The organism is Cellulosilyticum lentocellum DSM 5427, from assembly GCF_000178835.2.
GTDB lineage: Bacteria > Bacillota > Clostridia > Lachnospirales > Cellulosilyticaceae > Cellulosilyticum > Cellulosilyticum lentocellum.
Genome location: NC_015275.1, coordinates 3,289,646 through 3,314,142 on the forward strand (window position 1 = coordinate 3,289,646; position 24,497 = coordinate 3,314,142).

A 24,497-nucleotide genomic window follows, 5' to 3' on the forward strand; every position below is an offset into this window, starting at 1 on the left:
AAAGGCGTTACAAGGAGGATATTATGATTATTTCATGTAGCAATATCAAGAAAACATTTATTGACCGAGAAATCTTAAAAAATATTAGTTTTCATATCGAAGACCATGAGAAAGTAGCTTTAATAGGAAATAATGGTGTAGGTAAAACAACCCTTTTTAAAATTCTAACTAAGGAATTAGAACCAGATGAAGGTACCATTACTTCTACTAAAGACTGCACCATAGGTTACTTAAAACAACATATGGAGTTAGATTCTACAGCTACCGTCTATGAGGAACTCCTACATGTATTTGATGAAGTCATTGCCTTAGAAGAAAAACTTCATGCCATGGAAGCTGAAATCGCTAAGACTGGTTCTTTAGAACTCATTCATAAATATGATGCTGAACGTATGGTATTTGAAAATAGTAAGGGTTATGAATACAAAAGTTTAGTCAAAGGCGTTCTTAAAGGCTTAGGCTTTGATGAAAGCATTTATGATAAACCAGTGTCTATTTTATCAGGGGGGCAAAAAAATCGTGTTGCTCTAGGTAAGCTCCTACTTCAAGAGCCTAGTTTATTACTCTTAGACGAGCCTACCAACCATTTAGACATTGAAGCTATCGAATGGCTAGAAGGCTTTTTACGTAGCTATAAAGGTGCTGTCCTTATTATTTCCCATGACCGTTACTTCTTAGATAAAATCGTCACTAAAGTCGTTCACTTAGAATTTGGACGTAGCTTTGTTTACAACGGTAACTACAGCGACTACATCATCAAAAGTGAAAAAGAATATGAAGTGGCTATGAAACACTTTGAAAAACAGCAAAAGGAAATTGCCCACCAACAAGCGGTTATTGCTAAGCTAAAACAATTTAACAGGGAAAAATCTATTAAACGCGCTCGTAGCCGTGAAAAAGCTTTAGAAAAAGTAGAAGTCATGGATATGCCAATGATTGATAACAAACCTATGCAGCTGGTGCTCACCCCAAGAGTTGTAAGTGGCAATGATGTCTTAAGCATTAGTGAATTAAGTAAAACCTTTGATACCAGCCCGATTTTTAGTCATATGAATATGGAAATCAAAAAAGGGGATAAAGTAGCTCTCGTAGGTCCTAATGGCGTTGGTAAAACCACTGTTTTCCGTATGATTTTAGATCAAATGACTCCTACAACGGGTACCCTAAAATTAGGAAGCAATGTTATTGTAGGCTATTACGATCAAGAACATGCTACCTTAGATACTTCTAACACCATTATGGAAGAAATCCAAGGTACTTTCCCAGAACTTAAAAATGGAGAAATCCGTAATGTACTGGCTGCTTTTCTCTTTACGAATGATGATGTTTTTAAACCCATTAGTAGCTTAAGCGGTGGTGAAAAAGGCCGTGTCGCATTAGCCAAAATCATGCTTTCTAAAGCCAATTTTCTCATCTTAGATGAGCCGACTAACCACTTAGATATTCTTTCAAAGGAAATTCTAGAAAGTGCCATATTAAACTATGAAGGCACTGTCCTTTATGTTTCCCATGACCGTTATTTTATCAATCAAACAGCAAGTAAAATCATTGATATGTCTAAAGACGGCACCATGGAATATTTAGGAGACTATGATTATTATATAGAAAAGAAAAAGGAGCTTACTGCTTCAGCTCCTCAGCAAACCAACGTTGTTGTAGAAGAAGCTACTGCTGCTACCACTAATAAAGAAGATTGGCAAAAGCAAAAAGAAGAGCAAACCAGAGTACGCCGTATTCAAAACCAAATGGCCAAGCTAGAAACAGCTATTAGCGAAGCTGAAGAAAAAATAGCTGATATTGACGCCCAGCTTTGCCTAGAGGAAGTCTACAGTAACTATGATAAAAGCAGCCTACTACTGGCAGAAAAAGAAAACTTAAATGCTACCATTACCAAGTATTATGAAGAATGGGAAGCCTTAAGCGAGACACTATAAAAAAACAAAAAACTGGTTCCAGCTAAAAGCTTTGAGACCAGTTTTTTATTTGCTATTCTTTTTACTGATTATTTTGCATCTGCAAGCGTATCAGCTTAGGTTCTATAATCTCTTTTTTAAGGACAGTCTCTGTATTAGTAGATGTATCCACTACTTTTAAATCACTAAGCCAATTCCATTCATTGAGGTACTGTAAGTAATACGTTGCTGTACCCTTTGTACTAATGACCTTTGTACTTGACCCTCCTCCTGGAAAGCCTTGTTCATCAGGCAAACTTACTCTTGTTTCTTTTTTCTTTAAATCATACACCTCATTATATTTAACAAATTCACCATACCCCTCATTAAAGATTTTATGGCCTATATAAATGTTATGTTCCTGTAAATTAAAATAGAGCGCGTCACTAGTATGATCAATGCTAGTCACTTTCTCTATATAATTTTCTGATTGACCACTTACTATCTTATTAATTTGATAATTATTAACGCCATTATCACCAGTGGTTTCTTCATAATATAATGCCTCTTCATACTTACCTAATACTACCCCTCGCTCAGTTAGGACTTGACTTATTTTTGTTTCTAAGTCTACTTGATATAAGGTAAGGTCATAATTGTCTTGCATATAACCACTGGTAAAATACATAGTCTCGCCTATTACACCAAAGGAATAGACCATGTCATTGCTTTTTAGTTTACAAACCTCTTCTAAATCTTCTCCATTAGAATGCATTCGAAAAATGATGCTTTGACTAGCATCTGTACCAGAAAGTCCTATGGAAACATTAAAATAAACCCAACTGTCTACTACCCCTAAAGGTCCGTATCTCAAATAGCTTTGCCTTCCTTCATATGGTATAGCTACATCAAGGGTACTTTCCTTACCTGCCAGTAGTTTAGCTTCACTTCCATCTAGATTTGCAATCAGTAGTTCATTTATTATGGTAAGAGGCTCTGTACTTGTGTCTAAGCTCTCCCAGTCTTCCTGAGTCGTATAAAGTATTTGATCTTCCTCTAAAAGCCACTGACTGATATGATCTGCTACCCTTTCTTCTTTTTGTCTCCCTAATGCCATGCGCACTAAGGTGTTTTTAGTATCTTCTCGAAAATACAACCAGTCCTCCCATTTCACCTCTTCTTCCTCTGGCGCCACAGCTTCAGACTTATGAGAAGATGGCGTATCAACCTGCAAATGCTCCTCCTTACTTTGACAACCTATGAAACTGCTTATTATCAGCATACTTATTAGCCATAGAAACCCCACTTTTCTTATCTTCACCTAAAATCCCCCTTCCAAAACACTTTTCTGATTTTTCTATATGTTTGTATCTGATTTTTATTTTACTCATCTACCTCTATTTTTGCAATGCTCATGCTTCATTGTAGAACTGAAGTATGGCTTGTATGTTTTCTTTAAGCTTAATGCTCACACTTTCTGGGACTTGACTTCTATCTTATGAACTCCTACTTCTAGGCATTGAAAAGCAACTAAAATAGCACTGTATGTGTTTCCGATAAAGAAAAAAAAGATTGCTGCTAGCACATTAAACAGCATTCTTTTTTTGACTGAATGAATAGTATGTATCATCCATTGAGTGCTTTTATGTACATAATCATTTTGAAATACATACATATTTAAAGAGATTTGACCAAAAATATTAGTATTTCATACTTTTAGAAAGGAACTATTATGTTTATTCCCAAACGTGTTATATTCGAGAAAGGTGCCCTTGATTATCCCTTAGGCACTGAGCTTTATAACTATTTTAATGAACAAAGCGGCATTGAACTTTTTCAAGTAGCCACTAATCAAGTGAAACGTCAAATTCCTGGTGATGAGCTTCATAAGCAATATCAGCATGGCAAACAAACCTTAGTGGTTGGTGTGAAAAAAAGTCTTAAGTTCCAAAGCTGTAAGCCTTCTGCTCACTATCAACTTCCACTTGTAAGTGGTTGCATGGGACAATGTGAATACTGCTATCTGAATACGCAACTTGGTGATAAACCTTTTGTTCGGGTCCATGTGAATATAGATGATATTCTTAAACAAGCAGCGCATTATATCCATGAACGTCTACCAGAAATAACGCTTTTTGAAGGTGCTGCTACCTCAGACCCTCTCCCTGTTGAACCTTATACCCATTCACTGGCCAAATGTATTACCTTCTTTGGTCAGGAGGAGCATGCACGTTTCCGTTTTGTTAGTAAATATAATGATATTAAAGGCTTACTAGATCTTCCTCATCATGGTCATACAGAAATTCGGTTTAGTTTAAATACACCAACAATCATCAATGCCTATGAGCATCATACGGCTTCTGCTAAGCTTAGGATTAAAGCTTGTAGTGATTTAGCAGCTAAAGGGTATCCTGTTGGTTTTATCCTTGCTCCTGTTTTTCTTTATCCGAATTGGGAAGAAGAATATCATCAGCTTCTTCTAGAAATCAAGGAAGCTTTTCCTGTAAAACCTCTTTACCCTATTATTTTCGAGGTTATTTCTCATCGCTATACCCTAAGAGCTAAGAATCGTATTAATGAAATCTTCCCGGAAAACACCTTACCCATGGTAGAAGATGAAAGACAATTCAAATATGGTCAGTTTGGTTATGGTAAATATATTTATCCTAAAGATCAGCTTGCAGCTATGAAAACTTTCTTTACGAAAGAATTAGATGCACTTTTTCCCTATAAAGATTTAAAATATATTATTTAATAGCTGCACTATTAACAATAGTGCCTAAGCATAGCTTCTATCTTTTCCTTTAGCCTCACTCTTACACTTTCTGGCGATTTGACTTCTATCTCCTTTCCAAAAGAAAGGAGATAGTTATAAAACCAATCCTCTTCTGGGTACTCTATATAATCTATATTCACCTCAAAATTCCCATCTGCTAGAAGCTTTACCTGCTCTACTTCAAATTCATCGTAAATACGATAGGCAAGAGCCTTACTTACCCATAAGGTAATGGCAATACAATCGCCTTGTTCTCCTATTTCTGGCTGCGGCTTCACCTCTCTCATTTTTTCCTCTAGCACTTCCAATAGAAAACTTTCTTCTCCCTGTTCTATTTGCCTAATACGCGTTAGTTTAAAAAGTCTAATGGCTTTTCTAAGTAAACAATACCCTTCTACATACCAGGCTTTTCCTTTAAAAACTAAACGATAAGGCCAGATACACCTTCTTGTTTTTTCGCCTACCCCGCTGTAATAGTCAAAAGCAACGACTTGTCTATGAATAATACTATATCTCAGTACATTAAAGTTATTTTCTACGTTGCCTTGGTCTCCCCAAGGCGTAAAGTCTACTTGGATCCAATGATAATCTTCGCGTCTAAAAAGCTGTCCTAGTTTATTAAGCGCCTGGCTCCTTTCTTTATAACCTGTTGCCCCTAAGCATTGAAGACCAAATAAAATGTCATTTTGTTCTGCTTCAGATAAAAAAGTCTTCTCCAGTTTAAACCCTTCTAATATACTAATACCACCACCATTTCCCTTATTCGTATAAATAGGAATGCCAGCGCTACTTAAAGTATCTAAATCTCTATAAATCGTCCTAGTAGATACTTCAAATTTTTCCGCTAACCATTTAGCTGTTACTTTTTCTTTATGAAGTAAAATAAAAACAATCTCAAATAACCGTTCGACTTGCATAGGCTCTCCCTCTTCCATATGTCTTCATAGATTTATCTTATGCTAACTTGTCCGTTTTTTCAAATTTTTGTTTTACCCTACTTTTCTTGCTATGAATTTGCTTTCTATCTGTTATTTTCAAAAACCTATGCTACAATAAAAGAAAAGTAAATGCTTGCATCCAGGCTTATTAAAGGTCATGTTGCTTACTAAAAGTCATTACATAATGGAGGACCTATGAGTAAAAAACCTTTTCTTATTTTTTCCCTTATCGCAGTCCTTATCGTAGGAGGACTTTGGCTTTACTGTATGCCAAGCCTTGGAAAAGATACACCTAAGCCCACCTCTACCCCTTCTAGCACACTTACGCAGGGGACAACTTTAGAAGAAGCACTAGTAGCTGCTATTGATGAGGTTATGGCGCAAAATCCTGAGTTTAACGATAATGCACGTTATCTAGGCATTGATACTTCTATGCTAACTAGCTTAGATGAAAAGGGAAAAGCAGCTTTATTAACCGCTTTAGAAAAATATAACTTAACCGTCCTTGATGCTCCTTTTGAAAAACTGCAACAAGAGGGTTATATTAAAGATCTCATTTTTACAGAAGGCCTCTTTTTACAAATTGAAGAAGAAGTCGTAAGTGGAAATGAAATCATTCTTTATCCTAGTAAATGGCGCTCTACAACGCTACATATTGGTTGTAGTCAGATGGTGCTCACTCAGTCTGACTCTGGCTGGCATCTAAGTAATATAGGCAATTGGTGGCATATGTAACAAAAGGGAATTGTTCAGTTTAAAACGAACAATTCCCTTTTTACTTTTTATTTAGCTACATTACCTGCAATGTTAATGGCATCCCAAGTACGTGCAAATGGTGGCGCATAGCATAAGTCTAGCATCCCTAATTGCTTGGTGGTAAGCCTTGCATAAATAGCCACAGCTAATACATTGGTACGCTGCACTGCATCTTTCCTTCCCACTACTTGCCCACCTAATAATATCTTAGTATTGGCATCATAAATGAGTTTAATAGATAAATCCTCTTGGCCTGGATAATAATCTGTTTGATTTTTATCAGTAATAAAAACAGTTTTATAATCGAGTCCCATGCTTTCAGCTTCGGCTTCACTTAATCCGGTGCGCCCTGCTTCCATATTCATCAGCTTGATACAGCTAGAACCTAAGGTTCCTTCAAAAACTTCATGATTACCAGCTAAATTTTCGCCCACAATACGCCCCAGTTTATTAGCGCTTGTTGCGAGTGGGATATAAGCTGGTTCTCCTTTTAATAAGTGAGGCACAGTAGCACAATCACCTGCTGCATATACCCCTGGTAGTGAGGTCTTTCCTTCTTGGTCTACCACAATGGCACCATTACGTAAGCGCTCGATATCTGTATTGTCTAAGAATGCTGTATTAGGTCTTACGCCTGTTGCTAAAAGCACTAAGTCTACAGGGATCTCTTCATTTTCTGTAACAATGTGGGTGGCATAGCCTTCTCCTCGAAGAGCTGTTACTTTACTGTTTAAATAAAGTGCTACATCATGAGCCTTAAGCTCTGCTTCTAAAAGCTCAGTTACCTCTTGATCAAATACTTCTTTTAAAATACGATCTTCTAACTGAAAAACAGCGACTTCTTTTCCTAATGCTTTAGCAGCTTCTACAGCTTCAAGACCTATAAACCCTGCTCCAATAATGCCCACACGTTTTACTTCTGGTTTTCTTAGGGCTTCACGTAATGCTTTACCATCTGCCATAGAACGAAGGGTATGGACATTTTTAAGATTTAAGTTTTCAATAGGTGGCATAATACTGCTAGCTCCTGTGGCAATCATTAAAGTGTCATAATGATCTTCTTTAATAGTTCCTGCTTTTAAATCTTTTATTTGTAAGGTTTTTGTCTCAGGTATCACCTGAAGCACCTCATGTTCTATATAAAGTTCAATTCCAGACGCTATGAGCTGCTGTGGTGTTCTTGCTAACATTTGTGCTTCATTATCGAAGAATCCTCCTACATAATAAGGCAATCCACAAGCGCCAAATGAAACATGTGGTGACTTTTCATAGACCACTACCTCTGCTTCTTTGTCTAGTCTTCTAAGCTTTGCTGCTGCACTCATACCAGCTGCAATGCCTCCAATTATAATTATTCTCATAGAATACTCCTATTCATTTTCATTGCTTATAGCATATGCGGCATTAATGCTGCTTATACTTCAAGTCTCTCTTGTCCATTATTATAGATTTTACCTATTTTTTCAAGTTAAACCTATTAATATCAATTTTTTGGTAATTATTCTCAAGCTACTTTTATGCCTTTTCCCAAGCCTACCATAAGTAAAGGACTGTTATCTTTTTATAACAGCCCTCTACTCTTTCTTCTATTCTAAGCTAACGCCTTCATTCTGCATCATTCATTCTTTATGCTTAATCATCAATTATTCATTATTAATGATTATGATGACAACCACAAGGCTCTTCTACTAAACGATACAAGGTTCTTACAGGTGCACCAGTACCACCTTTTGTGATATAGCCTTCTGCACTATCTGCCCAAGCTGTTCCTGCAATATCTAAATGTAACCATGGTAAGTCTTGTACAAACTCACCTACAAATAATCCTGCTGTAATCGTTCCTGCAAATCTGCCACCCGTATTTTTAAGATCTGCTACTGTACTTTTATTCATTTTCGCATATTCTTTATGCGCTGGTAATTGCCAGAATTGCTCTCCAGATTTTTTAGCTGCTGCTTGAAGTTCTTCGTAAAAGTCTTGGTTATTAGTTACAACAGCTGTTGTACTTGTTCCTAAAGCCACTAAGGCTGCACCTGTTAAAGTCGCTAAGTCAATGATACGTGTTACCTTTTCTTTTTCAATAGCGTAAGTCACTGCATCTGCTAAAGTTAAACGGCCTTCTGCATCTGTGTTAAGGATTTCAATGGTTTTACCTGCCATAGAACCAATAATATCTCCTGGTTTATAGCTTCCTCCTGAGATTACATTTTCACAAGCTGCTACAACAGCAATCACATTCGTTTTTACTTTATTACCTGCAATGGCGCTCATAGCCCCAATAACAGCGGCTGCACCGCCCATGTCACTTTGCATAGTCTTCATAGAATCAGTTGGTTTTAATGAATAACCACCTGTATCATAAGTTAAACCTTTTCCTACAAGCCCTAAAACTTCTTTGCTATCAGCATCACCCATGTATCTCATGACAATCAGTTTTGGCTTACGCTCTGAACTAGCACCTACTGCTAAAAAGGCTTTCATACCAAGTGCTTCGATTTGCTTTTCATCAAAAACTTCCACTTCACACCCTGCAGCTTTACCAACTTCTACTGCTTTCTCTGCTAAAGTTTCAGGATAAAGTACATTAGAAGGCTCATTCACTAAGTCTCTCGCAATGATTACACCTTCTGCAACTTTTAAGCTAGCTGCTAAAACTTCATTAGCACGTTCTACTTTAGCAGCTGGTACACCTACTAAATAGAATTTCATTGGTGCTTCTTCTTCTGTCTTAGTTTTGTACTCATCAAAGCTATAGCTTGCAAGAAGTGCTGCTTCTGTAATGGCTTTGACATTACCACCTACACAAATGTTGTCTGTTACTACTAGCTTAATGCCTACCTCTGTTACTTTTGCAGCCTTTGCTTTTTTTACACCTTCTGCTATAGCCTCACGAAGTCCCTCTGCTGTTAATGCTTCTTTATTCCCAATTCCTACATAAATCATATACTTAACAGTTTCTTTAACGATTGGAAGAACAAATACATCTCCTTCTTTACCTGAAAAAGCTTTACTGCTTTTAAGTGCTTCTAGAGTTTTCTCTTGAATATCATTCTCACTTATAGGTACAATAAGTGCTTGCACCTCATCTAATGTCACATCTTTAATGTTTACCATTTCATTTCTCCTTATCTTTTATTCTATTTATATAAATCAATTTAATCATAATCCTATAGATTACTTCTTAAATATTATACCACAATCTAACTCAACTATAAAGTAAGTCAATGATTTTCTATTAAAACCTTTGTCTTTTCTTCACTTATTATCTTTTTTTACATATACTGTTAATGTAAAATTTTTGAAAGGATTATCAAAATGCCTCATTTTAATCCAACGTATCAACATACTATTCAAAAAAACACTTCTTCACAAGATTATCAAATACCTTATTTAAATGGCCATAAAAAAAGTCGTAATATGCCTAACTCAACTCAAGTCATCAAAGATTATGGACCCTATCCTTTCGTGGTTAACATTGAAAAGGTTACAAAAGCCAATGATACTTTTCGTACAGTTCTATGGACCGGAGACTCTCTGCAGCTTACTTTAATGAGCATTCCTCCTGGAGAATCTATTGGTCTTGAAATCCATAATGATGTGGATCAATTTCTACGTATTGAAGATGGAACAGGGTTAGTCATGATGGGGGACCAGCCTAATCAACTTAATTTTCAGCAAACTGTATCAGCTAGTGATGCTTTTGTTGTACCTGCTGGTACTTGGCATAACCTCCTTAACATTGGTTCAACACCGCTTAAGCTTTACTCTATCTATGCACCTCCTCATCATCCTTTTGGTACTGTTCATCAAACTAAAGCTGATGCGGAAGCTGCTGAGAATCCTAATAAATAATTTCTAAACAAATAAAGAGAGCACTCCTATTGGAAAATACGTAGGAATGCCCTCTTCTCATTTTTATGCTCTTACGGGATAGAGCCCTGTTATTGCAATATAATAAGCCATTCCCGGTAGTGGTTCTGCCCCTCTTAAATCAGGCACTTTAAATGTAGTCCTACCATCTCCCCCATAGGTAATACCTATTAAAGAAAATAAAGCTTGATATTGCATAATATTAAGCGTCTGACCTTCGCACTTCATCCATCCTTCCATGGCAAAGGTAAATGGAAATAATTGAATTTGACTTAAAATTGGATCCATAACATTTCCCCTCTATTCCTGATTATTTTATTAATAGTAAACCTATCCATATACACACATAAATTATACATTAAATTCATTATCTTTATAATATTTTCTTTTTACTTTTATATCTTTTTCTGCATCCGTACCTTATAGATGTATATATACGCCTGAAAAACTGACTTCTTAGCACGTTCTTTACCTCTCATATAATCTCCTATTTATTTTCACTAGCTATTCATTATATTTCTACCCTGCTTCAGCCCTTACATCTTTCCACTACCAACAATAAGGGCTAAAGTTCCCCAATCTAAAATCGGTTCTTCAAAGCTATACGCTAAACATTTTTCAATCTCATCTTGATCATAAGCTATCATTCTAGCAATCATCATAATAGCATCTCTTACCATGCTGTAATCTACCATCCTTTGTTCTTCTGAGACCCACTTAAGGAAAGTTAATTGCTTAATCCCACAGTATTCTAGTATCACCCACTGATACACCATAACCATATCGTCTAACGTCATATGGTCTCTTAAAACATTTGCCCAAATTTCTGCTGCTAAATAGTTTCTTAAAAGCTTTTCAAACCCTTGATACTGCGTTTCAAAGGCTTCATTTTTCTCCAAGAGCCATGTGTCTGAATAATACTCCTCCAGCCTTTCAGCCAAAACACTATAGGCTTCTATATCCTTAGTATACGTTTCATCCTTACGATAAAGCTGAATGCGATCTAAAAACTGTTCATTTCTTTCCCAAAAAGAATCTATGGCCTCTACTTGCATCGTACGCATTTCACTTACTAATGCCTCTAAATAATCTCTCTCTTTATAAGCTTGTACTATTTCTACTGTCAGTTTTTCTTCCTCTAGAAGTTCTAACAAACAGCAATATGCCATTAAAATCCCCTCAGTTAAGGAATAGGCTTCATCTTGAACACGTTCAAGTAGCATTTGGCGTATCTCTTCTAAGACTGAAGTTTCTTGTCTTTCTTTTTCACCTTCTTTAAAATGGATTCCTTTTTCTTCTTTATAAAGCAAATCAATTACAGCTGGACATCCAAAATCTAATGAATATTCTTCCCTTTTACCTACCTTATGTATATGCCTTGGATAGGTTGTGCAGGTTTTTGATAAATAAGCATCACCCAAATTTACTACCACAGCACAAAGTTTATCTTTATTTAAAAAAGGACAAGTCTTATCTCTATTTAGCTCAATGACTTGCTCTGATTCTTCATGTTCAATGCAGTCACATAACATTACTCGTTTTTTCCCTATAGCAATTTTTTCCACTTTAATCCCTATTTCTTCCAAACTAATCTCTCGCCATTTTTCCAAGGTATCTTCATCTACTGTTATTGCCCACTCCTGGCAGCAAGTAAAAGGACACTCTCCTCCTATACAGCGAAATGCATCATAATAGCTTAGTTTAATAATCTGACTCATATATACGCCATCCCATCTCTTTACTCATTCATCTGTCTTTATACCTATTGATTAGTTTATTACTTGGTTCTATAAATTTCAATAAAAATATAGCAACATACTACATCGTGAAATGAATATCATTATGTTATAATTATTTAATTATTCAAAATAATATGTACTTATTTCATAATTATATAGGGGGAAATAGTAGTGAATTCATTAAAACACAAAATTATGTCAATGACCTTGCTCATCACATTGTTTACAGCCATTATTATTGGGGGGCTTAGTATTAGTACTACTACTGATATTACTAATACAGAGGCTAGGAAGTCTATGCAACTTACTAGTCAGCTTAAAAGTACACAACTCAATAGCATCATCTCACGCATTGAGCAATCTGTTGATACGCTTGCACTTACTACAGTTAATAATATTTCAGATACAAAAGCTTTTCAGCAAAATTCGACTTATGTCAAAGAGTATACCGACTCTATGGAAAGAACTATTTTAGATTTCGCCAATAACACCCAAGGTGCACTTTCTGTTTACCTACGTTATAACCCAGAATTTACTGAACCTACTTCGGGTTTGTTTCTAGTTCGTTCTGATGTTAATAGCCAATTTGAGAAGGTAACACCAACTGACTTTAGCACCTACGAACCTACTGATACTGCCCATGTTGGCTGGTACTATACGCCTGTTCAAAATAAAGCTGCTACTTGGTTAGATCCTTATATGAACGCTAATATTAATGTTTATATGGTTTCTTATGTAGTACCTATTTTTAAAGATGGTGTTTCTATTGGTGTGGTAGGTATGGATATTGACTTTAATACATTCCAGAATATCATTAATGATCTTCAACTTTATGATACAGGTTATGCTTTTCTAACTAATGCAGAAAACACCATTCTCTCGCACAAAAATCTGCCTATGGGTACAAGTCTAAATGATGAACGCTTTGGCAACCTAAATGCCATCTTAAATGATACATCATGTCAAAATACCTCTATACAATATAACTATAATAATCAAACTAAAGATCTATGCTATTCTATTCTAGGAAATGGCATGAAATTAGCTTTAACTGCACCTGTAAAGGAAATTTATTCAAATTCTCTTTCTCTTGGCCTAAAAATTATAAGTGCTGCAGCAATTGCCCTATTATTAGCTCTCTTGCTCAGTATTATTTTTAGCAGAAGGCTTATTAAACCTATTACTATGCTTACTGATATTATTGAAAAGACTTCACAATTTAACTTTAGACATACCACCAATACTAAGCAGCTTTATGCCTTGAAAGATGAAACAGGAACAATGGCACGTGCTGTACATACCATGCGTCAATCACTTAGAACAATTGTTGGTAATATTGATCAAGTGAGTGAAACGATTAACCATAATGTGTCTTCTCTTTGCTCAGTTACAGAAAATATGAATGCCATGTGTATGGATAACTCTGCTACTACCCAACAGTTAGCTGCTGGTATGGAGGAAACCTCTGCTACTACAGATCATATCAGTGAAAGCATCGCCTACATTAATACAAGTACAGCTCAAATTAGTACACTTTCTGCTAATGGAAATGTATTAGCAACTCAAGTAATGGAGCGTGCCAATACACTTTATGATAAAACAGCCTTAGCACGAGAGCAAACACAAAATGTTTACATGACAGTTAAAGATAAAACAAACCTAGCAATGGAAAATGCAAAAGCAGTAGACAAAATCAATGCACTTACTAACGTTATTAATAATATTGCTTCTCAAACAAGTTTACTTGCCCTTAATGCTTCCATTGAGGCTGCTCGCGCTGGTGATGCTGGTAAAGGTTTTGCTATCGTAGCTTCTGAGATTGCAACTTTAGCTACACAAAGCACACAAACTGTTAAAGATATTAATGCCATTATCCAAGAAGTTCATAACGCTGTATCTCATATGTCTGCCTGCTTAGTAGATACTAGTCATTTCTTAGAGAACGTCGTATTAACAGATTATGATAACTTTATGGATGTAGGTAAACAGTATGCAGATGATGCTCATAACTTTCAAGATAATATGTCTCATATCTATAATGCGATTAACGCCTTAGCCCAGACTACAGCACAAATTAATGATGCCATTCAAGGTATTAATGGCACCATTGCAGAATCAAGTTCTGGTGTTATGAATATTGCAGAAAAAACTGGTGATATGGTAAAAGCAACTACCCAAACACAGCAACTTGCTAATACCAATAAGGATTGTATTACTGAGCTTGAAAAGATTGTTAAATCTTTTACCCTTAAGTAACTATTTCTAGCTGGGGATTCTCCCCTTGCAAGCCTATGTAATAGCAAGATAGTTTCCTATTACATAAACAATAAACGCGCTATAAAACTAAGATAATCTTTAGTTTTATAGCGCATTTTCATTTTGAGTAGCTAACTTGTGAATTTTTTTGATGGATTTTAGACCACGTGTTTGAGTCGTTAGCCGAGCTTGTGGGCGTTCATCAAAAAAATGAACTTAGTGCCTGCGAAAATACGGAGCGGAACACTGAAGGATAGCCGCCCCATCTCATTTCCTTCTCAAACGCTTATTACTCTCTGTATTACTATTCCAAATAGAAAAAGAGCATTGTACTTTAATCCTGTACAATACTCTTTTGACCATTACTGCGTAATAACTCCAAATCTCCTAAACCTCTCATATCGGCTACTTAGCCTCTCTTCTTCACCTTGCTTTTTAAGTTCTGTGAGCTGCGTCATTAAATACTGCTTAAGTGCATCTGCAGCCGCTACGGGATCTAGATTGGCACCTCCCACTGGCTCTAAAATGATGTCATCAATAATGCCATAATTTAAAAGCTCTGGTGCTGTAATCTTCATTTTTTCTGCGGCTTCTTTGGCTCTCGAAGCATCTTTCCAAAGAATACTTGCAAAGCCTTCTGGTGATAAAATCGAATAAATCGTATTTTCTTGCATAAAGACTTTATCAGCTACAGCTAAAGCCAGTGCCCCACCACTTCCGCCTTCGCCTATAATACCTGCAATAACAGGTACCTTTAATCTAGCCATTTCCATAAGATTTCTGGCAATAGCTTCACCTTGGCCTCTTTCCTCAGCTCCAAGTCCACAGTAGGCACCTGGTGTATCAATTAAACAAACAACTGGCCGATTAAACTTCTCAGCTTGTTTCATGAGCCTAAGTGCTTTTCTATAGCCTTCTGGATGAGGCATTCCAAAGTTTCTTGCCATATTTTCTTTAGAGGTATTGCCTTTGCCTTGAACAATCAAGGTCACAGTGTGCTCACCAATTTTTCCAATCCCACCTATAATAGCAGGATCATCTCTAAAGCTTCGATCACCATGACACTCTATAAAATCTGTAGTGATCATTTCTATATAAAAGTTACCTCTAGGTCTATCTAATTTCCTAGCTGATACTACTTTATCCCATGCTTTTTCTTCTGCTGGAAGCTTTTTGCGAAGTTTAGTAGCCAGCTTTTCAAGCCTTGCCATTTCGTCAATTATATCTGGGGTTTGCTCTAAAGTCTTCAGGTGTGTGATAGCACCCTCAATAGCTTCTAAGCGAATCACTATATCTTCCACTTTCACCCCTCCTTGCTATGCAATCTTAGGAGTTTTCCTAAAGTTGCTTTTAATTCTGTTCGTTCTACAATGCTATCAATTTGACCATGTTCTAAAAGAAATTCACTACGCTGAAAGCCTTCAGGAAGCTTTTGATTAATGGTTTGTTCAATTACTCGAGGTCCTGCAAAGCCAATAAGTGCTCCTGGCTCTGCTAAAATAATGTCACCTAAGGTGGCAAAGCTGGCTGTTACACCGCCAGTAGTTGGGTCAGTTAAAATACTAATATATAAAAGTCCATTGTCATCATGTTTTGCTAGTGCTGCACTTGTTTTAGCCATTTGCATAAGCGAAAAAATACCTTCTTGCATTCTAGCGCCACCTGATGCTGTAAAAATAATAATAGGTAAATGATTTTGGGTAGCATACTCAATGGCTCTAGTAATTTTCTCACCTACCACCGAACCCATACTTCCCATCATAAAACTTGAATCCATAATTGCAATAATCGTTTTTTGACCCTCTATTTCTGCTTCACCTGTAATAACGGCTTCATTTTGACCTGTTTTTTCTTGATAAGCTGTTAGCTTTTCTTCATAGCCTGGAAAATCTAAGGGATTACTACTAGTCATGTTAGTATCAAACTCATTAAAGCTTCCTTTATCCACAACCAAGCTGATTCTTGCCCTTGCTGATAGGGGATAATAGTAACCACACTGTGGACAAACGCCTAGGTGGCTTTTTAAATCAGCACGGTAAATGCTTTTTTTACATTTAGGACACTGAATATACATACCTTCTGGTACACTTGACTTTTTAGCTTTCTCGCCTATTGCCATAGCATACTTTGTTTTCTTTTTTATAAAACCATTAAGCTTCATCTACCACTCCTCCTAAAATTGTTTCTAGGTTGCGTTCGATAAATGAGGTATCAAATTTACCTTCTACGAAAGCTGCTTCATTTAAAAGTTGATATTGGAAGAACACATTGGTTTCTATGCCTTCAATCACTATTTCTCCTAAAGCTCTTTTCATAATAGCAATTGCTTCTTCTCTGGTATCACCAAATGTAATGACTTTGGCAAGCATTGAATCATAGGTTGGTGGTACCTTATAGCTTTCATAAAGTGCAGATTCAATGCGAACACCTCTACCGCCTGGAAGATAAAGTTCTTCTATAGTTCCAGCACAAGGCTTAAAGTTGAGTAATGGATTTTCTGCATTAATACGGCACTCAATAGCATGCCCTTTAATATGAATGTCTTTTTGCTTGACAGCAAGGGGCTCTTTAGCTGCTATCTTAATTTGGGCCTTGATTAAATCTATGCCTGTCACTATTTCTGTAATAGGGTGTTCTACTTGAATACGGGTATTCATTTCAATAAAGTAAAACTCACCACTGGCATCTACTATAAACTCTATCGTTCCTGCATTTTGGTAGTTAACAGCCTTAGCAGCAGTAACAGCAATTTCACCCATACGCTTTCTCATATCATTATTTAAGAAAGGTGAAGGTGCTTCCTCCATGACTTTTTGATGACGACGTTGGAGTGAACAGTCTCTTTCTCCTAAATGCACTACATTACCATAAGCATCACTTAAAATCTGAAATTCGATATGACGTGGATTTTGAATATACTTTTCAAGGTACATACTGCCATCACCAAAAGCATTTTCTGCTTCACTACTAGCAGATAAAAAAGCTTTTTCAAACTCTTCCTTCTTCCACACAATACGCATGCCACGGCCACCACCACCAGCAGCTGCTTTTAAAATGACAGGATAACCAATACGATCTGCAAGGCACATAGCTTCTTCTAAGTCGTCAATTTTACCTTCTGAACCTGGGACAACTGGTACACCTGCAGCAATCATCATTTCTCTTGCTTTGGCTTTATCTCCCATGAGGCGAATCATCTCACCTGTAGGTCCAATAAAGGTAATCCCACACTTCTCACAGATTTCTGCAAACTTAGCATTCTCTGATAAAAATCCAAAGCCCGGATGAAGTGCATCACAACCTGTTAAAACGGCTGCACTAATAATGTTTTCTATATTAAGGTAACTATTCTTAGGAAGAGGACTTCCTATACATACTGCTTCATCTGCTAGTTGTACATGGAGTGCTTCTTCATCAGCTGTTGAGTACACCGCTACAGTTGCAATACCCATTTCTTTACACGCCCTAATAATACGAACAGCAATTTCTCCTCTATTAGCAACAAGTACTTTTTCTATCATCCTCCTTCACCTCCTATTAGCCGATAGCAAAAATAAGTTCTGCTTCACATACCTTTTTACCTTCTACACTAGCAACTGCCTTACCTACACCCATAGGGCCTTTTTGCTTAATAATGGCGCACTCTAGCTTTAAGGTATCACCTGGTACTACTTTACCTCTAAATTTAGCATCTTTAATCCCACCAAAGTAAGCAATCTTACCTTTAAAGGCTTCCTGTGACAAAAGTGCAATAGCACCTACTTGAGCTAGTGCTTCTACTATTAAAACGCCTGGCATAACAGGCTCCTGTGGAAAATGTCCTTGAAAAAAAGGTTCATTAATGGTTACATTTTTATAGCCTACAGCTGCCCCGCCATCTTCCAGTAATTCTGCTTTATCAACCAGTAAAAAAGGATATCTATGGGGAATAATCTCCATAATCTGCTTTGTATTTAACATGGTTTACTCCTTCTCTATTTTAAAATAAAGAGAGGCTGGCCAAATTCCACCATAGACTCATTAGCTGCTAAAATCTCTACTACTTCGCCTTCTATCTCTGCCTCTACTTCATTCATTAGTTTCATAGCTTCAATCACACATACCACATCGCCCTTTTTCACTTTAGAACCAACTTCTACAAAAGGCTTTGCTTTAGGACTGCTAGCTGCATAGAAAGTTCCTACCATAGGTGATGTAATGGCCTTTGCTGGTACTTCTGCCGCAGGTGTCATCTTTGGTTCACTCATAACAACATCATTATTGTAAGCAGGACTTTGCACACTTGGTGCTAGGGGTGCTGTTTCTGTCATGACTGTTTGATAAATGGTTTGTTCTTTGCCTAGCTTTAGCTCAAAATCTTCGCATTTAAGAGAAAGCTTGGTAAGCTCTGCTTCACTAAAAGCTTTAATAAGTTCTTTTATTGTTTCGATTTCCATTTAAGCTTCCTCCCATTTCTTAAAGATTAAAGTGGCATTATGGCCACCAAAACCAAGAGAATTACTCATGGCATATTGGACTTTTTCATCTCTTCCCTCACCTGGCACATAATCAAGTGGGCAAGCTTCATCTCTCACCTGATAGTTAGCTGTCGGTGGGATAAAGTCTTCTTCTACTGCCTTAGCAATGGCAATGGCTTCAATGGCACCAGCTGCACCTAGGAGATGGCCTGTCATTGATTTAGTAGAGCTAACAGCTACTTTAGTAGCTTCACCAAATACACTTTGAATTGCCATAGTTTCATAAAGGTCATTGTACTGTGTACTTGTACCATGAGCATTAATATAATTCACAGCTTCTGAAGCAATACCTGCTTCTCTTAAAGCTTCTTCCATAGCCCTAGCCGCACCTACCCCTCCTGGAGCTGGTGTCGTAATATGATGTGCATCACCTGTTGCACCATAGCCAACCACTTCTGCTATAATAGAAGCGCCTCTTTTCTTTGCATGCTCTAAAGTTTCCATGACTAGTACACCTGCGCCTTCACCCATAACAAAACCACTACGTTCTTTATCAAAAGGAATAGATGCTCTCATAGGATCTTCACTCGTCGTTAATGCTGTTAAAGCATTAAACCCAGCAATCCCTAAAGGCGTAATACAAGCTTCACTGCCGCCTGCTAGCATCACCTCTTGAAAACCTTGTTTTAAATATCTGAAGGCTTCTCCAATAGAGTGTGTACCAGAAGCACAGGCTGTAACCACCGTAGAGCAAACACCTTTTGCACCTGTATGAATAGCTACATTACCTGCTGCCATATTGACAATTGCCATAGGTACAAATAAAGGAGATACTCTTTTTGCGCCTTTTTCATGAAGTTTAAGCGTCTCTTGTTCAATAACATCTAAGGCTCCAATACCACTTCCAATCATAACACCCACCTTATGGGCATCTTCCTCTTCCATATTGAGCTTTGCATTTTCAAGAGCTTGTTTGCTAGCATAAATAGCAAATTGAGAAAATCTAGCTAGTCTTCTTGCTTCTCTTTTATCGATGTATTTTTCTACTTCAAAGTCTGTTACTGTTCCTGCTACATGCACATTAGTGCCTTCAATTTGTAATTCTTCTGGAAGTACTTTAATACCACATTTTCCTTCCTTTAAGCTATTCCAATAAGTGTCTACGTCATTTCCTATCGGTGATACTACGCCCATTCCAGTAATAACAACTCTATTATTCATCTTCACTTCTCCTTCTCGTTATTACATGGCCATACCGCCATCTACTTTAATAACCTCTCCTGTAATATAGCTTGAAAGATCACTTGCTAAAAATACTGCCACATTGGCTATTTCTTCACTCACTCCAAAACATTTCATAGGAATACTTGTCATTACACTCTCTTTAACACGCTCTGGAAGTATATCTGTCATATCTGTTGTAATAAAACCTGGTGCAATTGCATTTACACGAATATTCTTACCAGCAAATTCTTTAGCTACTGATTTGGTAAATCCAATAACTCCCGCCTTGGAGGCTGCATAGTTGCTTTGTCCGGCATTACCATTGATGCCAACTACTGAAGTCATATTAATAATACTTCCACCTGTTTTCATCATGGCTTTAGCCCCATGCTTTGAACAATTGAAAACACCTTTTAAATTCACATCTAATACCTCTTGGAACTCTTTTTCAGTCATTCTAAGAAGTAACATATCCTTAGTAATACCTGCATTATTAACTAAAATATCTATTTTACCAAAAGCAGCTATGGTTCCTTCAATAAGTCCTTTGGCTTCTTCACTATTGGCTACATTAGCGCAAAGGGCAATAGCTTTTCCCCCTAATGCCTTAATTTCTGTTACAACTTGATCAGCTTCTTCTTTCCTTTTCTCACTACTATAGTTAATTACAACATTTGCACCTTGTTTCGCAAAGCACATAGCAATAGCTCTTCCTATGCCTCGAACACTTCCTGTAATCACCGCTACTTTATCTTTAAGCATTGCCTCTACCTACCTTTTCTAATACATTTCGTAAGGTATCACTATCCTCTACGTTTAAAATAGTGGCTTCTGGTGCCATCTTTTTAACTAAGTTACTTAGTGTACATTTAGGCCCCACCTCTATAAAGGTGTCAAAGCCTTGACTTACTAAATAATGAATACTTTCTCTAAAACGTACACCTTTAACGACTTGAAGAGGAATATTCTCTATAATCTCTTCTCTATTCATAGGCCCTGCACTCACATTACTGATTACCTCTACTTGTGGCTCCTTGAAATCAAGAGTTACAAGCTCTTTAGCTAACTTTTCTTTAGCTTCTTCCATAAGTGAACTATGAAAAGCGCCACTTACTTTAAGAGGTAACACACGTTTAGCGCCTGCTTCCTTTAATTTTAAGCTAGCTAGCTCTAATGCTTCTTTCACGCCTGCTATGGTTACTTGTCCTTCACAGTTATCATTAGCTACTTCCACTGGTAAATGACTCTCCTCGCTAATAGCCTCACAAACTGCTTTGATTTCTTCTATGCCAAGACCAATAACTGCTGACATGCCACCTGGATTTTTATTGGCTGCTTCTTCCATATAGGTTGCTCTTTTATCAACTAATGTTAAAGCTGTTTTAAAATCTAAAGCCCCACTGGCAGTAATAGCATCATATTCGCCAAGACTAAAACCAAGCATAGCATCTGCTTTCAACCCATTGGCTTCTAGTACTTTATAAATCGCATAGTTAGTTGTAAAAAGGGCAGCTTGGGTATAACGTGTTTGATTAATAAGTGCATGAGAATCAGTGAAGCATACTTCTCTAACGTCCCAATCTAGAACGCTAGCTGCTTCGTCAAATAATTGTTTTACAATAATATAAGAATCGTATAAGTCCTTGCCCATACCAACGTACTGTGCACCTTGGCCTGGAAATAATAGGGCTGCTTTCATTTTTACCACCTCCTATTTGTTTTTAATTTGGCTAACCATGGTTTCTAGCCCCTCTATTTTATCTGCTAATACTTGATTGAGCTCTAGTATTAATTCTTCTACCATCTCTTTAGCAGTTTGTTCTTTAGTAATCATCCCTGAGATTTGACCAGCAAGTACTGATCCTCTCATCACATCACCTTCTACAGCAGCCCTTCTTAAAGCACCTGTACCAAATTTGTCCAGTTCCTCAGGTGTTGCACCTGATTTTTCTAACTGAGCAAACTCTCTAGTCAGTTGATTACGAAGGCTTCTCACTGGATGTCCTGTTGAGCGACCTGTCACTACTGCATCGATATCTGATGCTTTAAGCACTCTTTGTTTGTAGCTGTCTGGAATATCACATTCTTTAGCGACTAAGAATCTGGTACCCATTTGCACACCTTGGGCTCCTAACATAAAGGCAGCTGCAATACCTCTACCATCTCCAATACCGCCAGCTGCAGTAACTGGAATATCAACTGCATCTACAACTTGTGGTACAAGGGCCATTGTACTTAGTTCACCAATATGGCCACCTGATTCACCACCTTCAGCGATGACGGCGTCAGCACCACACTTCTCCATACGTTTTGCAAGTGCTACAGAAGGTACTACTGGTATTACTTTAATGCCGGCACTTTTCCAAAGCTCCATATACTTACCTGGATTACCTGCTCCTGTTGTCACCATACTTACGCCTTCTTCTGCAACAACCTGAGCTACTTCATCTACATAAGGACTAAGAAGCATAATGTTAACACCAAAAGGTTTATTAGTTAAAGCTTTGCAAGCTCTGATTTCCGCGCGGAGCCAATCACTAGGAGCGTGCCCCGCTGCAATAATACCTAATCCCCCTGCCTCAGAAACTGCTGCGGCAATACTATGAGTAGCCACCCATGCCATTCCACCTTGAATAATGGGGTAGGAAATCCCCAGTAAATCACATATTGTTTTCATTACTGTTATCTCCTTATGGTTTATTGTTTATCTGTAATATAGGCCAGTGCATCTCCTACAGTTTGAATTTTTTCTAAGTCTTCGTTTTCAATACTAATACCAAATTCTTCTTCAATTCCCATTACCACTTCAAATAAATCTAATGAATCTGCTCCTAAATCTTCACGGAAAGTAGCTTCTGGTGTAACTTCACTTACCTCTACACTTAATTTGTCTGCGATAACTGCTTGTAATCTTTCTAACATATTGTATTCCTCCTAAAATGTTTTTTATTTATCCTAAAAGGCTAATAGCCTATGGATGCTATTTAATTCTTCATTTTTAATTTTTAATTTTTAATTTTTAATTGTTTTACTTACTCCACTCAAATAGCATAGTGCCCCAAGTAAGGCCTGCCCCAAAGCCTGAAGCAATGAGCTTATCCCCTGCTTTTAGCTTAGGACTTAGATCATATAAAGCCATAGGGATACTAGCTGCTGATGTATTACCATGTTCATCTAAATTCTTGAAAAATTTCTCCTTTGATATTTTAAGATGACTAGCTACGCGGTCCATAATACGTGAATTAGCTTGGTGTAAAATATACCAGTCAACATCATCTGCACTATAACTAGCTACACTTAAAACTTCTTCTATACTTCTAGGTACTGTTGTTGTGGCAAAGCTATACACGCCTTTGCCATCCATCTTAATGGCTGGTTTTACTTCTTCCCTTTCGTAAAAGGTATGGTCAAAGCCCGCTGTTTCTAAGGTAATTTGTTCAGCACCATCTGGTCTTGAACCTGTTACGATATGATAGATTTTATTATCCTCTGTTCCTTCATAAACGACGGCTCCTGCCCCATCTGCGAATAAAACACAGGTACCTCTATCTTTCCAATCTACTACCTTGCTTAAGACCTCTGCTCCAATAACAAGTGCATTGTGTGCTATGCCTGTCTTAATTAAGCTATCAGCTAATTGAGTGGCATAAACAAAACCACTGCAAGCAGCTGTTACATCAAAGCAAGTAGCCTTTTCTATACCAAGTGCTTCTGCCACCTTACAGGCTGTACTAGGCATCATGGTATCTGGTGAAACCGTAGCCACGATTACAAGGTCTATAGCCTCTTTGCTCAGCTCACTGGTTACTACGGCTTCCCTAGCTGCTTCTATTGCTAAAGTGGTAGTCGTTTCAGTCGTAGCGATATGCCTAGATCTAATACCTGTGCGACTGGTAATCCACTCATCTGATGTGTCTACTAACTGACTAAGTTCATCATTGGATACGGTTCTTTTTGGTACTGCTTTCCCTAATCCTTTTATCCTCATTCCAATCATAACTTGTTCTCCTCAAATTGTTTGGCCTTAAAATAGGCTTGTTGCTCTTCTACAAAGTGTACTAAACTTTCTAGAGATTGAATTAAAACTTGGTGTTCCTCTTCCTTTAGTCCTTGTAGCATACGTCTTACCATATGTCTATGAAAGTGGTCATGCAATCTCCAAGCTAATTTTCCCTTTTTAGTGAGCGTTAGTTGAACAAGACGCCTATCCCCTTCCTTGTCACTTCTTACGACATATTCTTTTTTTACAAGGCGATTAATCGTTACTGTGAGGCTCCCTACTGTAATACCTAACTTATGAGCTGTTTCAGTCATGGTTTTACCTTTCAGTTCAATGGCCTCAATAGCATGTAACTCTGTAATGGTTAATTCACTAAAAGGACCTTCTTTTAACACATCTTTCTCAAGTGTAAGAATTTTATTAAAGGAATTCACAAGCAAGGTATTTACAATTTCAATTGAGTCCTCCAATTTTCCTTCCTCCCTTCAAGTGAAATAAACAAAAATACTTTTATTTTGCAATTCAAAGTATTTTATTTTCAAAGTATATGACGATAGCTTCATTTTGTCAATACAATTTTTTACATTTA

21 protein-coding genes and 1 pseudogene are annotated in these 24,497 nt (G+C 37.2%); 5 read left to right on the plus strand and 17 right to left on the minus strand.

Annotated elements, in window-relative coordinates:
- Positions 1-23: 23 nt before the first annotated feature.
- Positions 24-1,934, plus strand: coding sequence for an ABC-F family ATP-binding cassette domain-containing protein (locus CLOLE_RS15180; protein WP_013658009.1), 1,911 nt, complete (start codon positions 24-26; stop codon positions 1,932-1,934).
- Positions 1,935-1,995: 61 nt separating this feature from the next.
- Here the strand turns inward: CLOLE_RS15180 and CLOLE_RS15185 are convergent, their stop codons facing one another.
- The gene (locus CLOLE_RS15185) at positions 1,996-3,213 is read right to left on the minus strand and encodes a DUF5050 domain-containing protein (protein WP_157864073.1); all 1,218 of its coding nucleotides are present in this window, start codon (positions 3,211-3,213) and stop codon (positions 1,996-1,998) included.
- Positions 3,214-3,624: 411 nt separating this feature from the next.
- On the opposite strand from CLOLE_RS15185, the gene splB reads away from it, so the two are divergent.
- Entirely contained in the window at positions 3,625-4,647 is a 1,023-nt protein-coding gene (gene splB / locus CLOLE_RS15190; protein WP_013658011.1) for a spore photoproduct lyase, read from the plus strand.
- Between the two features lie 11 nt (positions 4,648-4,658).
- Here splB and CLOLE_RS15195 read toward each other — a convergent pair whose 3' ends face one another.
- Positions 4,659-5,585, minus strand: a complete 927-nt coding sequence (locus CLOLE_RS15195; RefSeq protein ID WP_013658012.1) for a helix-turn-helix transcriptional regulator — start codon at positions 5,583-5,585, stop codon at positions 4,659-4,661.
- Between the two features lie 216 nt (positions 5,586-5,801).
- On the opposite strand from CLOLE_RS15195, the gene CLOLE_RS15200 reads away from it, so the two are divergent.
- The gene (locus CLOLE_RS15200) at positions 5,802-6,341 is read left to right on the plus strand and encodes a hypothetical protein (RefSeq protein WP_013658013.1); all 540 of its coding nucleotides are present in this window, start codon (positions 5,802-5,804) and stop codon (positions 6,339-6,341) included.
- A 47-nt stretch (positions 6,342-6,388) separates the two neighbouring features.
- Here the strand turns inward: CLOLE_RS15200 and CLOLE_RS15205 are convergent, their stop codons facing one another.
- Together CLOLE_RS15205 and CLOLE_RS15210 are read right to left on the minus strand one after the other, a co-directional pair.
- Positions 6,389-7,723: a CoA-disulfide reductase gene (locus CLOLE_RS15205; protein ID WP_013658014.1), complete on the minus strand. Its 1,335-nt coding sequence runs from the start codon at positions 7,721-7,723 to the stop codon at positions 6,389-6,391.
- A 292-nt stretch (positions 7,724-8,015) separates the two neighbouring features.
- On the minus strand, positions 8,016-9,476 hold the full coding sequence (locus CLOLE_RS15210) for a leucyl aminopeptidase (RefSeq protein WP_013658015.1): 1,461 nt from the start codon (positions 9,474-9,476) through the stop codon (positions 8,016-8,018).
- A 201-nt stretch (positions 9,477-9,677) separates the two neighbouring features.
- Between CLOLE_RS15210 and CLOLE_RS15215 the strand changes: the two genes are divergently transcribed.
- Positions 9,678-10,214: a cupin domain-containing protein gene (locus tag CLOLE_RS15215; protein ID WP_013658016.1), complete on the plus strand. Its 537-nt coding sequence runs from the start codon at positions 9,678-9,680 to the stop codon at positions 10,212-10,214.
- Positions 10,215-10,277: 63 nt separating this feature from the next.
- On the opposite strand, the gene CLOLE_RS15220 is transcribed toward CLOLE_RS15215, so the two are convergent.
- Positions 10,278-10,520 carry a phage tail protein gene (locus CLOLE_RS15220; protein WP_013658017.1) on the minus strand — a complete coding sequence of 81 codons (243 nt, stop codon included), beginning with the start codon at positions 10,518-10,520 and terminating at the stop codon, positions 10,278-10,280.
- 248 nt (positions 10,521-10,768) lie between these two features.
- Complete coding sequence (gene fliB / locus CLOLE_RS15225) at positions 10,769-11,950, minus strand: flagellin lysine-N-methylase (protein ID WP_013658018.1); 1,182 nt, start codon at positions 11,948-11,950, stop codon at positions 10,769-10,771.
- Positions 11,951-12,142: 192 nt separating this feature from the next.
- On the opposite strand from fliB, the gene CLOLE_RS15230 reads away from it, so the two are divergent.
- Positions 12,143-14,227, plus strand: coding sequence for a methyl-accepting chemotaxis protein (locus tag CLOLE_RS15230; protein ID WP_013658019.1), 2,085 nt, complete (start codon positions 12,143-12,145; stop codon positions 14,225-14,227).
- A gap of 362 nt (positions 14,228-14,589) precedes the next feature.
- Here the strand turns inward: CLOLE_RS15230 and CLOLE_RS24105 are convergent.
- From CLOLE_RS24105 to CLOLE_RS15290, 11 genes and pseudogenes are all read right to left on the minus strand, one after another.
- Positions 14,590-16,388, minus strand: a pseudogene (locus tag CLOLE_RS24105) (acetyl-CoA carboxylase carboxyltransferase subunit alpha).
- Positions 16,378-17,748 (minus strand): acetyl-CoA carboxylase biotin carboxylase subunit, encoded by a 1,371-nt coding sequence (locus CLOLE_RS15245; protein WP_013658022.1) that lies wholly within the window; start codon positions 17,746-17,748, stop codon positions 16,378-16,380. Before CLOLE_RS15245 ends, CLOLE_RS24105 begins: the two are co-directional and overlap by 11 nt.
- A 16-nt stretch (positions 17,749-17,764) precedes the next feature.
- A complete protein-coding gene (gene fabZ / locus CLOLE_RS15250; protein ID WP_013658023.1) occupies positions 17,765-18,187 on the minus strand; it encodes a 3-hydroxyacyl-ACP dehydratase FabZ in 423 nt (140 codons plus the stop codon).
- A 14-nt stretch (positions 18,188-18,201) separates the two neighbouring features.
- The gene (gene accB / locus CLOLE_RS15255; protein ID WP_013658024.1) at positions 18,202-18,663 is read right to left on the minus strand and encodes an acetyl-CoA carboxylase biotin carboxyl carrier protein; all 462 of its coding nucleotides are present in this window, start codon (positions 18,661-18,663) and stop codon (positions 18,202-18,204) included.
- Positions 18,664-19,905, minus strand: a complete 1,242-nt coding sequence (gene fabF, locus CLOLE_RS15260) for a beta-ketoacyl-ACP synthase II (protein WP_013658025.1) — start codon at positions 19,903-19,905, stop codon at positions 18,664-18,666.
- A gap of 21 nt (positions 19,906-19,926) precedes the next feature.
- Positions 19,927-20,670 carry a 3-oxoacyl-[acyl-carrier-protein] reductase gene (gene fabG, locus CLOLE_RS15265; protein ID WP_013658026.1) on the minus strand — a complete coding sequence of 248 codons (744 nt, stop codon included), beginning with the start codon at positions 20,668-20,670 and terminating at the stop codon, positions 19,927-19,929.
- Complete coding sequence (gene fabD / locus CLOLE_RS15270; protein ID WP_013658027.1) at positions 20,663-21,607, minus strand: ACP S-malonyltransferase; 945 nt, start codon at positions 21,605-21,607, stop codon at positions 20,663-20,665. The genes fabG and fabD overlap by 8 nt, the downstream gene beginning before the upstream one ends.
- Positions 21,608-21,619: 12 nt before the next feature.
- The gene (gene fabK, locus CLOLE_RS15275) at positions 21,620-22,585 is read right to left on the minus strand and encodes an enoyl-[acyl-carrier-protein] reductase FabK (protein ID WP_013658028.1); all 966 of its coding nucleotides are present in this window, start codon (positions 22,583-22,585) and stop codon (positions 21,620-21,622) included.
- A gap of 20 nt (positions 22,586-22,605) precedes the next feature.
- On the minus strand, positions 22,606-22,830 hold the full coding sequence (gene acpP / locus CLOLE_RS15280) for an acyl carrier protein (protein WP_013658029.1): 225 nt from the start codon (positions 22,828-22,830) through the stop codon (positions 22,606-22,608).
- Positions 22,831-22,936: 106 nt separating this feature from the next.
- Positions 22,937-23,905 (minus strand): beta-ketoacyl-ACP synthase III, encoded by a 969-nt coding sequence (locus tag CLOLE_RS15285; protein WP_013658030.1) that lies wholly within the window; start codon positions 23,903-23,905, stop codon positions 22,937-22,939.
- Positions 23,902-24,378 (minus strand): MarR family winged helix-turn-helix transcriptional regulator, encoded by a 477-nt coding sequence (locus CLOLE_RS15290; protein ID WP_013658031.1) that lies wholly within the window; start codon positions 24,376-24,378, stop codon positions 23,902-23,904. The genes CLOLE_RS15285 and CLOLE_RS15290 overlap by 4 nt, the downstream gene beginning before the upstream one ends.
- Positions 24,379-24,497: the final 119 nt, after the last annotated feature.

What these genes read in the sequence shown, in the direction of transcription:
- CLOLE_RS15180 (WP_013658009.1), top strand. Translation starts at nt 24, where the DNA reads ATGATTATTTCATGTAGCAATATCAAGAAAACATTTATTGACCGAGAA.
- splB (WP_013658011.1), top strand. Translation starts at nt 3,625, where the DNA reads ATGTTTATTCCCAAACGTGTTATATTCGAGAAAGGTGCCCTTGATTAT.
- CLOLE_RS15195 (WP_013658012.1), bottom strand. Translation starts at nt 5,585, where the DNA reads ATGCAAGTCGAACGGTTATTTGAGATTGTTTTTATTTTACTTCATAAA.
- CLOLE_RS15200 (WP_013658013.1), top strand. Translation starts at nt 5,802, where the DNA reads ATGAGTAAAAAACCTTTTCTTATTTTTTCCCTTATCGCAGTCCTTATC.
- CLOLE_RS15205 (WP_013658014.1), bottom strand. Translation starts at nt 7,723, where the DNA reads ATGAGAATAATTATAATTGGAGGCATTGCAGCTGGTATGAGTGCAGCA.
- CLOLE_RS15210 (WP_013658015.1), bottom strand. Translation starts at nt 9,476, where the DNA reads ATGGTAAACATTAAAGATGTGACATTAGATGAGGTGCAAGCACTTATT.
- CLOLE_RS15215 (WP_013658016.1), top strand. Translation starts at nt 9,678, where the DNA reads ATGCCTCATTTTAATCCAACGTATCAACATACTATTCAAAAAAACACT.
- CLOLE_RS15220 (WP_013658017.1), bottom strand. Translation starts at nt 10,520, where the DNA reads ATGGATCCAATTTTAAGTCAAATTCAATTATTTCCATTTACCTTTGCC.
- fliB (WP_013658018.1), bottom strand. Translation starts at nt 11,950, where the DNA reads ATGAGTCAGATTATTAAACTAAGCTATTATGATGCATTTCGCTGTATA.
- CLOLE_RS15245 (WP_013658022.1), bottom strand. Translation starts at nt 17,748, where the DNA reads ATGATAGAAAAAGTACTTGTTGCTAATAGAGGAGAAATTGCTGTTCGT.
- fabZ (WP_013658023.1), bottom strand. Translation starts at nt 18,187, where the DNA reads ATGTTAAATACAAAGCAGATTATGGAGATTATTCCCCATAGATATCCT.
- accB (WP_013658024.1), bottom strand. Translation starts at nt 18,663, where the DNA reads ATGGAAATCGAAACAATAAAAGAACTTATTAAAGCTTTTAGTGAAGCA.
- fabF (WP_013658025.1), bottom strand. Translation starts at nt 19,905, where the DNA reads ATGAATAATAGAGTTGTTATTACTGGAATGGGCGTAGTATCACCGATA.
- fabG (WP_013658026.1), bottom strand. Translation starts at nt 20,670, where the DNA reads ATGCTTAAAGATAAAGTAGCGGTGATTACAGGAAGTGTTCGAGGCATA.
- fabD (WP_013658027.1), bottom strand. Translation starts at nt 21,607, where the DNA reads ATGAAAGCAGCCCTATTATTTCCAGGCCAAGGTGCACAGTACGTTGGT.
- fabK (WP_013658028.1), bottom strand. Translation starts at nt 22,585, where the DNA reads ATGAAAACAATATGTGATTTACTGGGGATTTCCTACCCCATTATTCAA.
- acpP (WP_013658029.1), bottom strand. Translation starts at nt 22,830, where the DNA reads ATGTTAGAAAGATTACAAGCAGTTATCGCAGACAAATTAAGTGTAGAG.
- CLOLE_RS15285 (WP_013658030.1), bottom strand. Translation starts at nt 23,905, where the DNA reads ATGATTGGAATGAGGATAAAAGGATTAGGGAAAGCAGTACCAAAAAGA.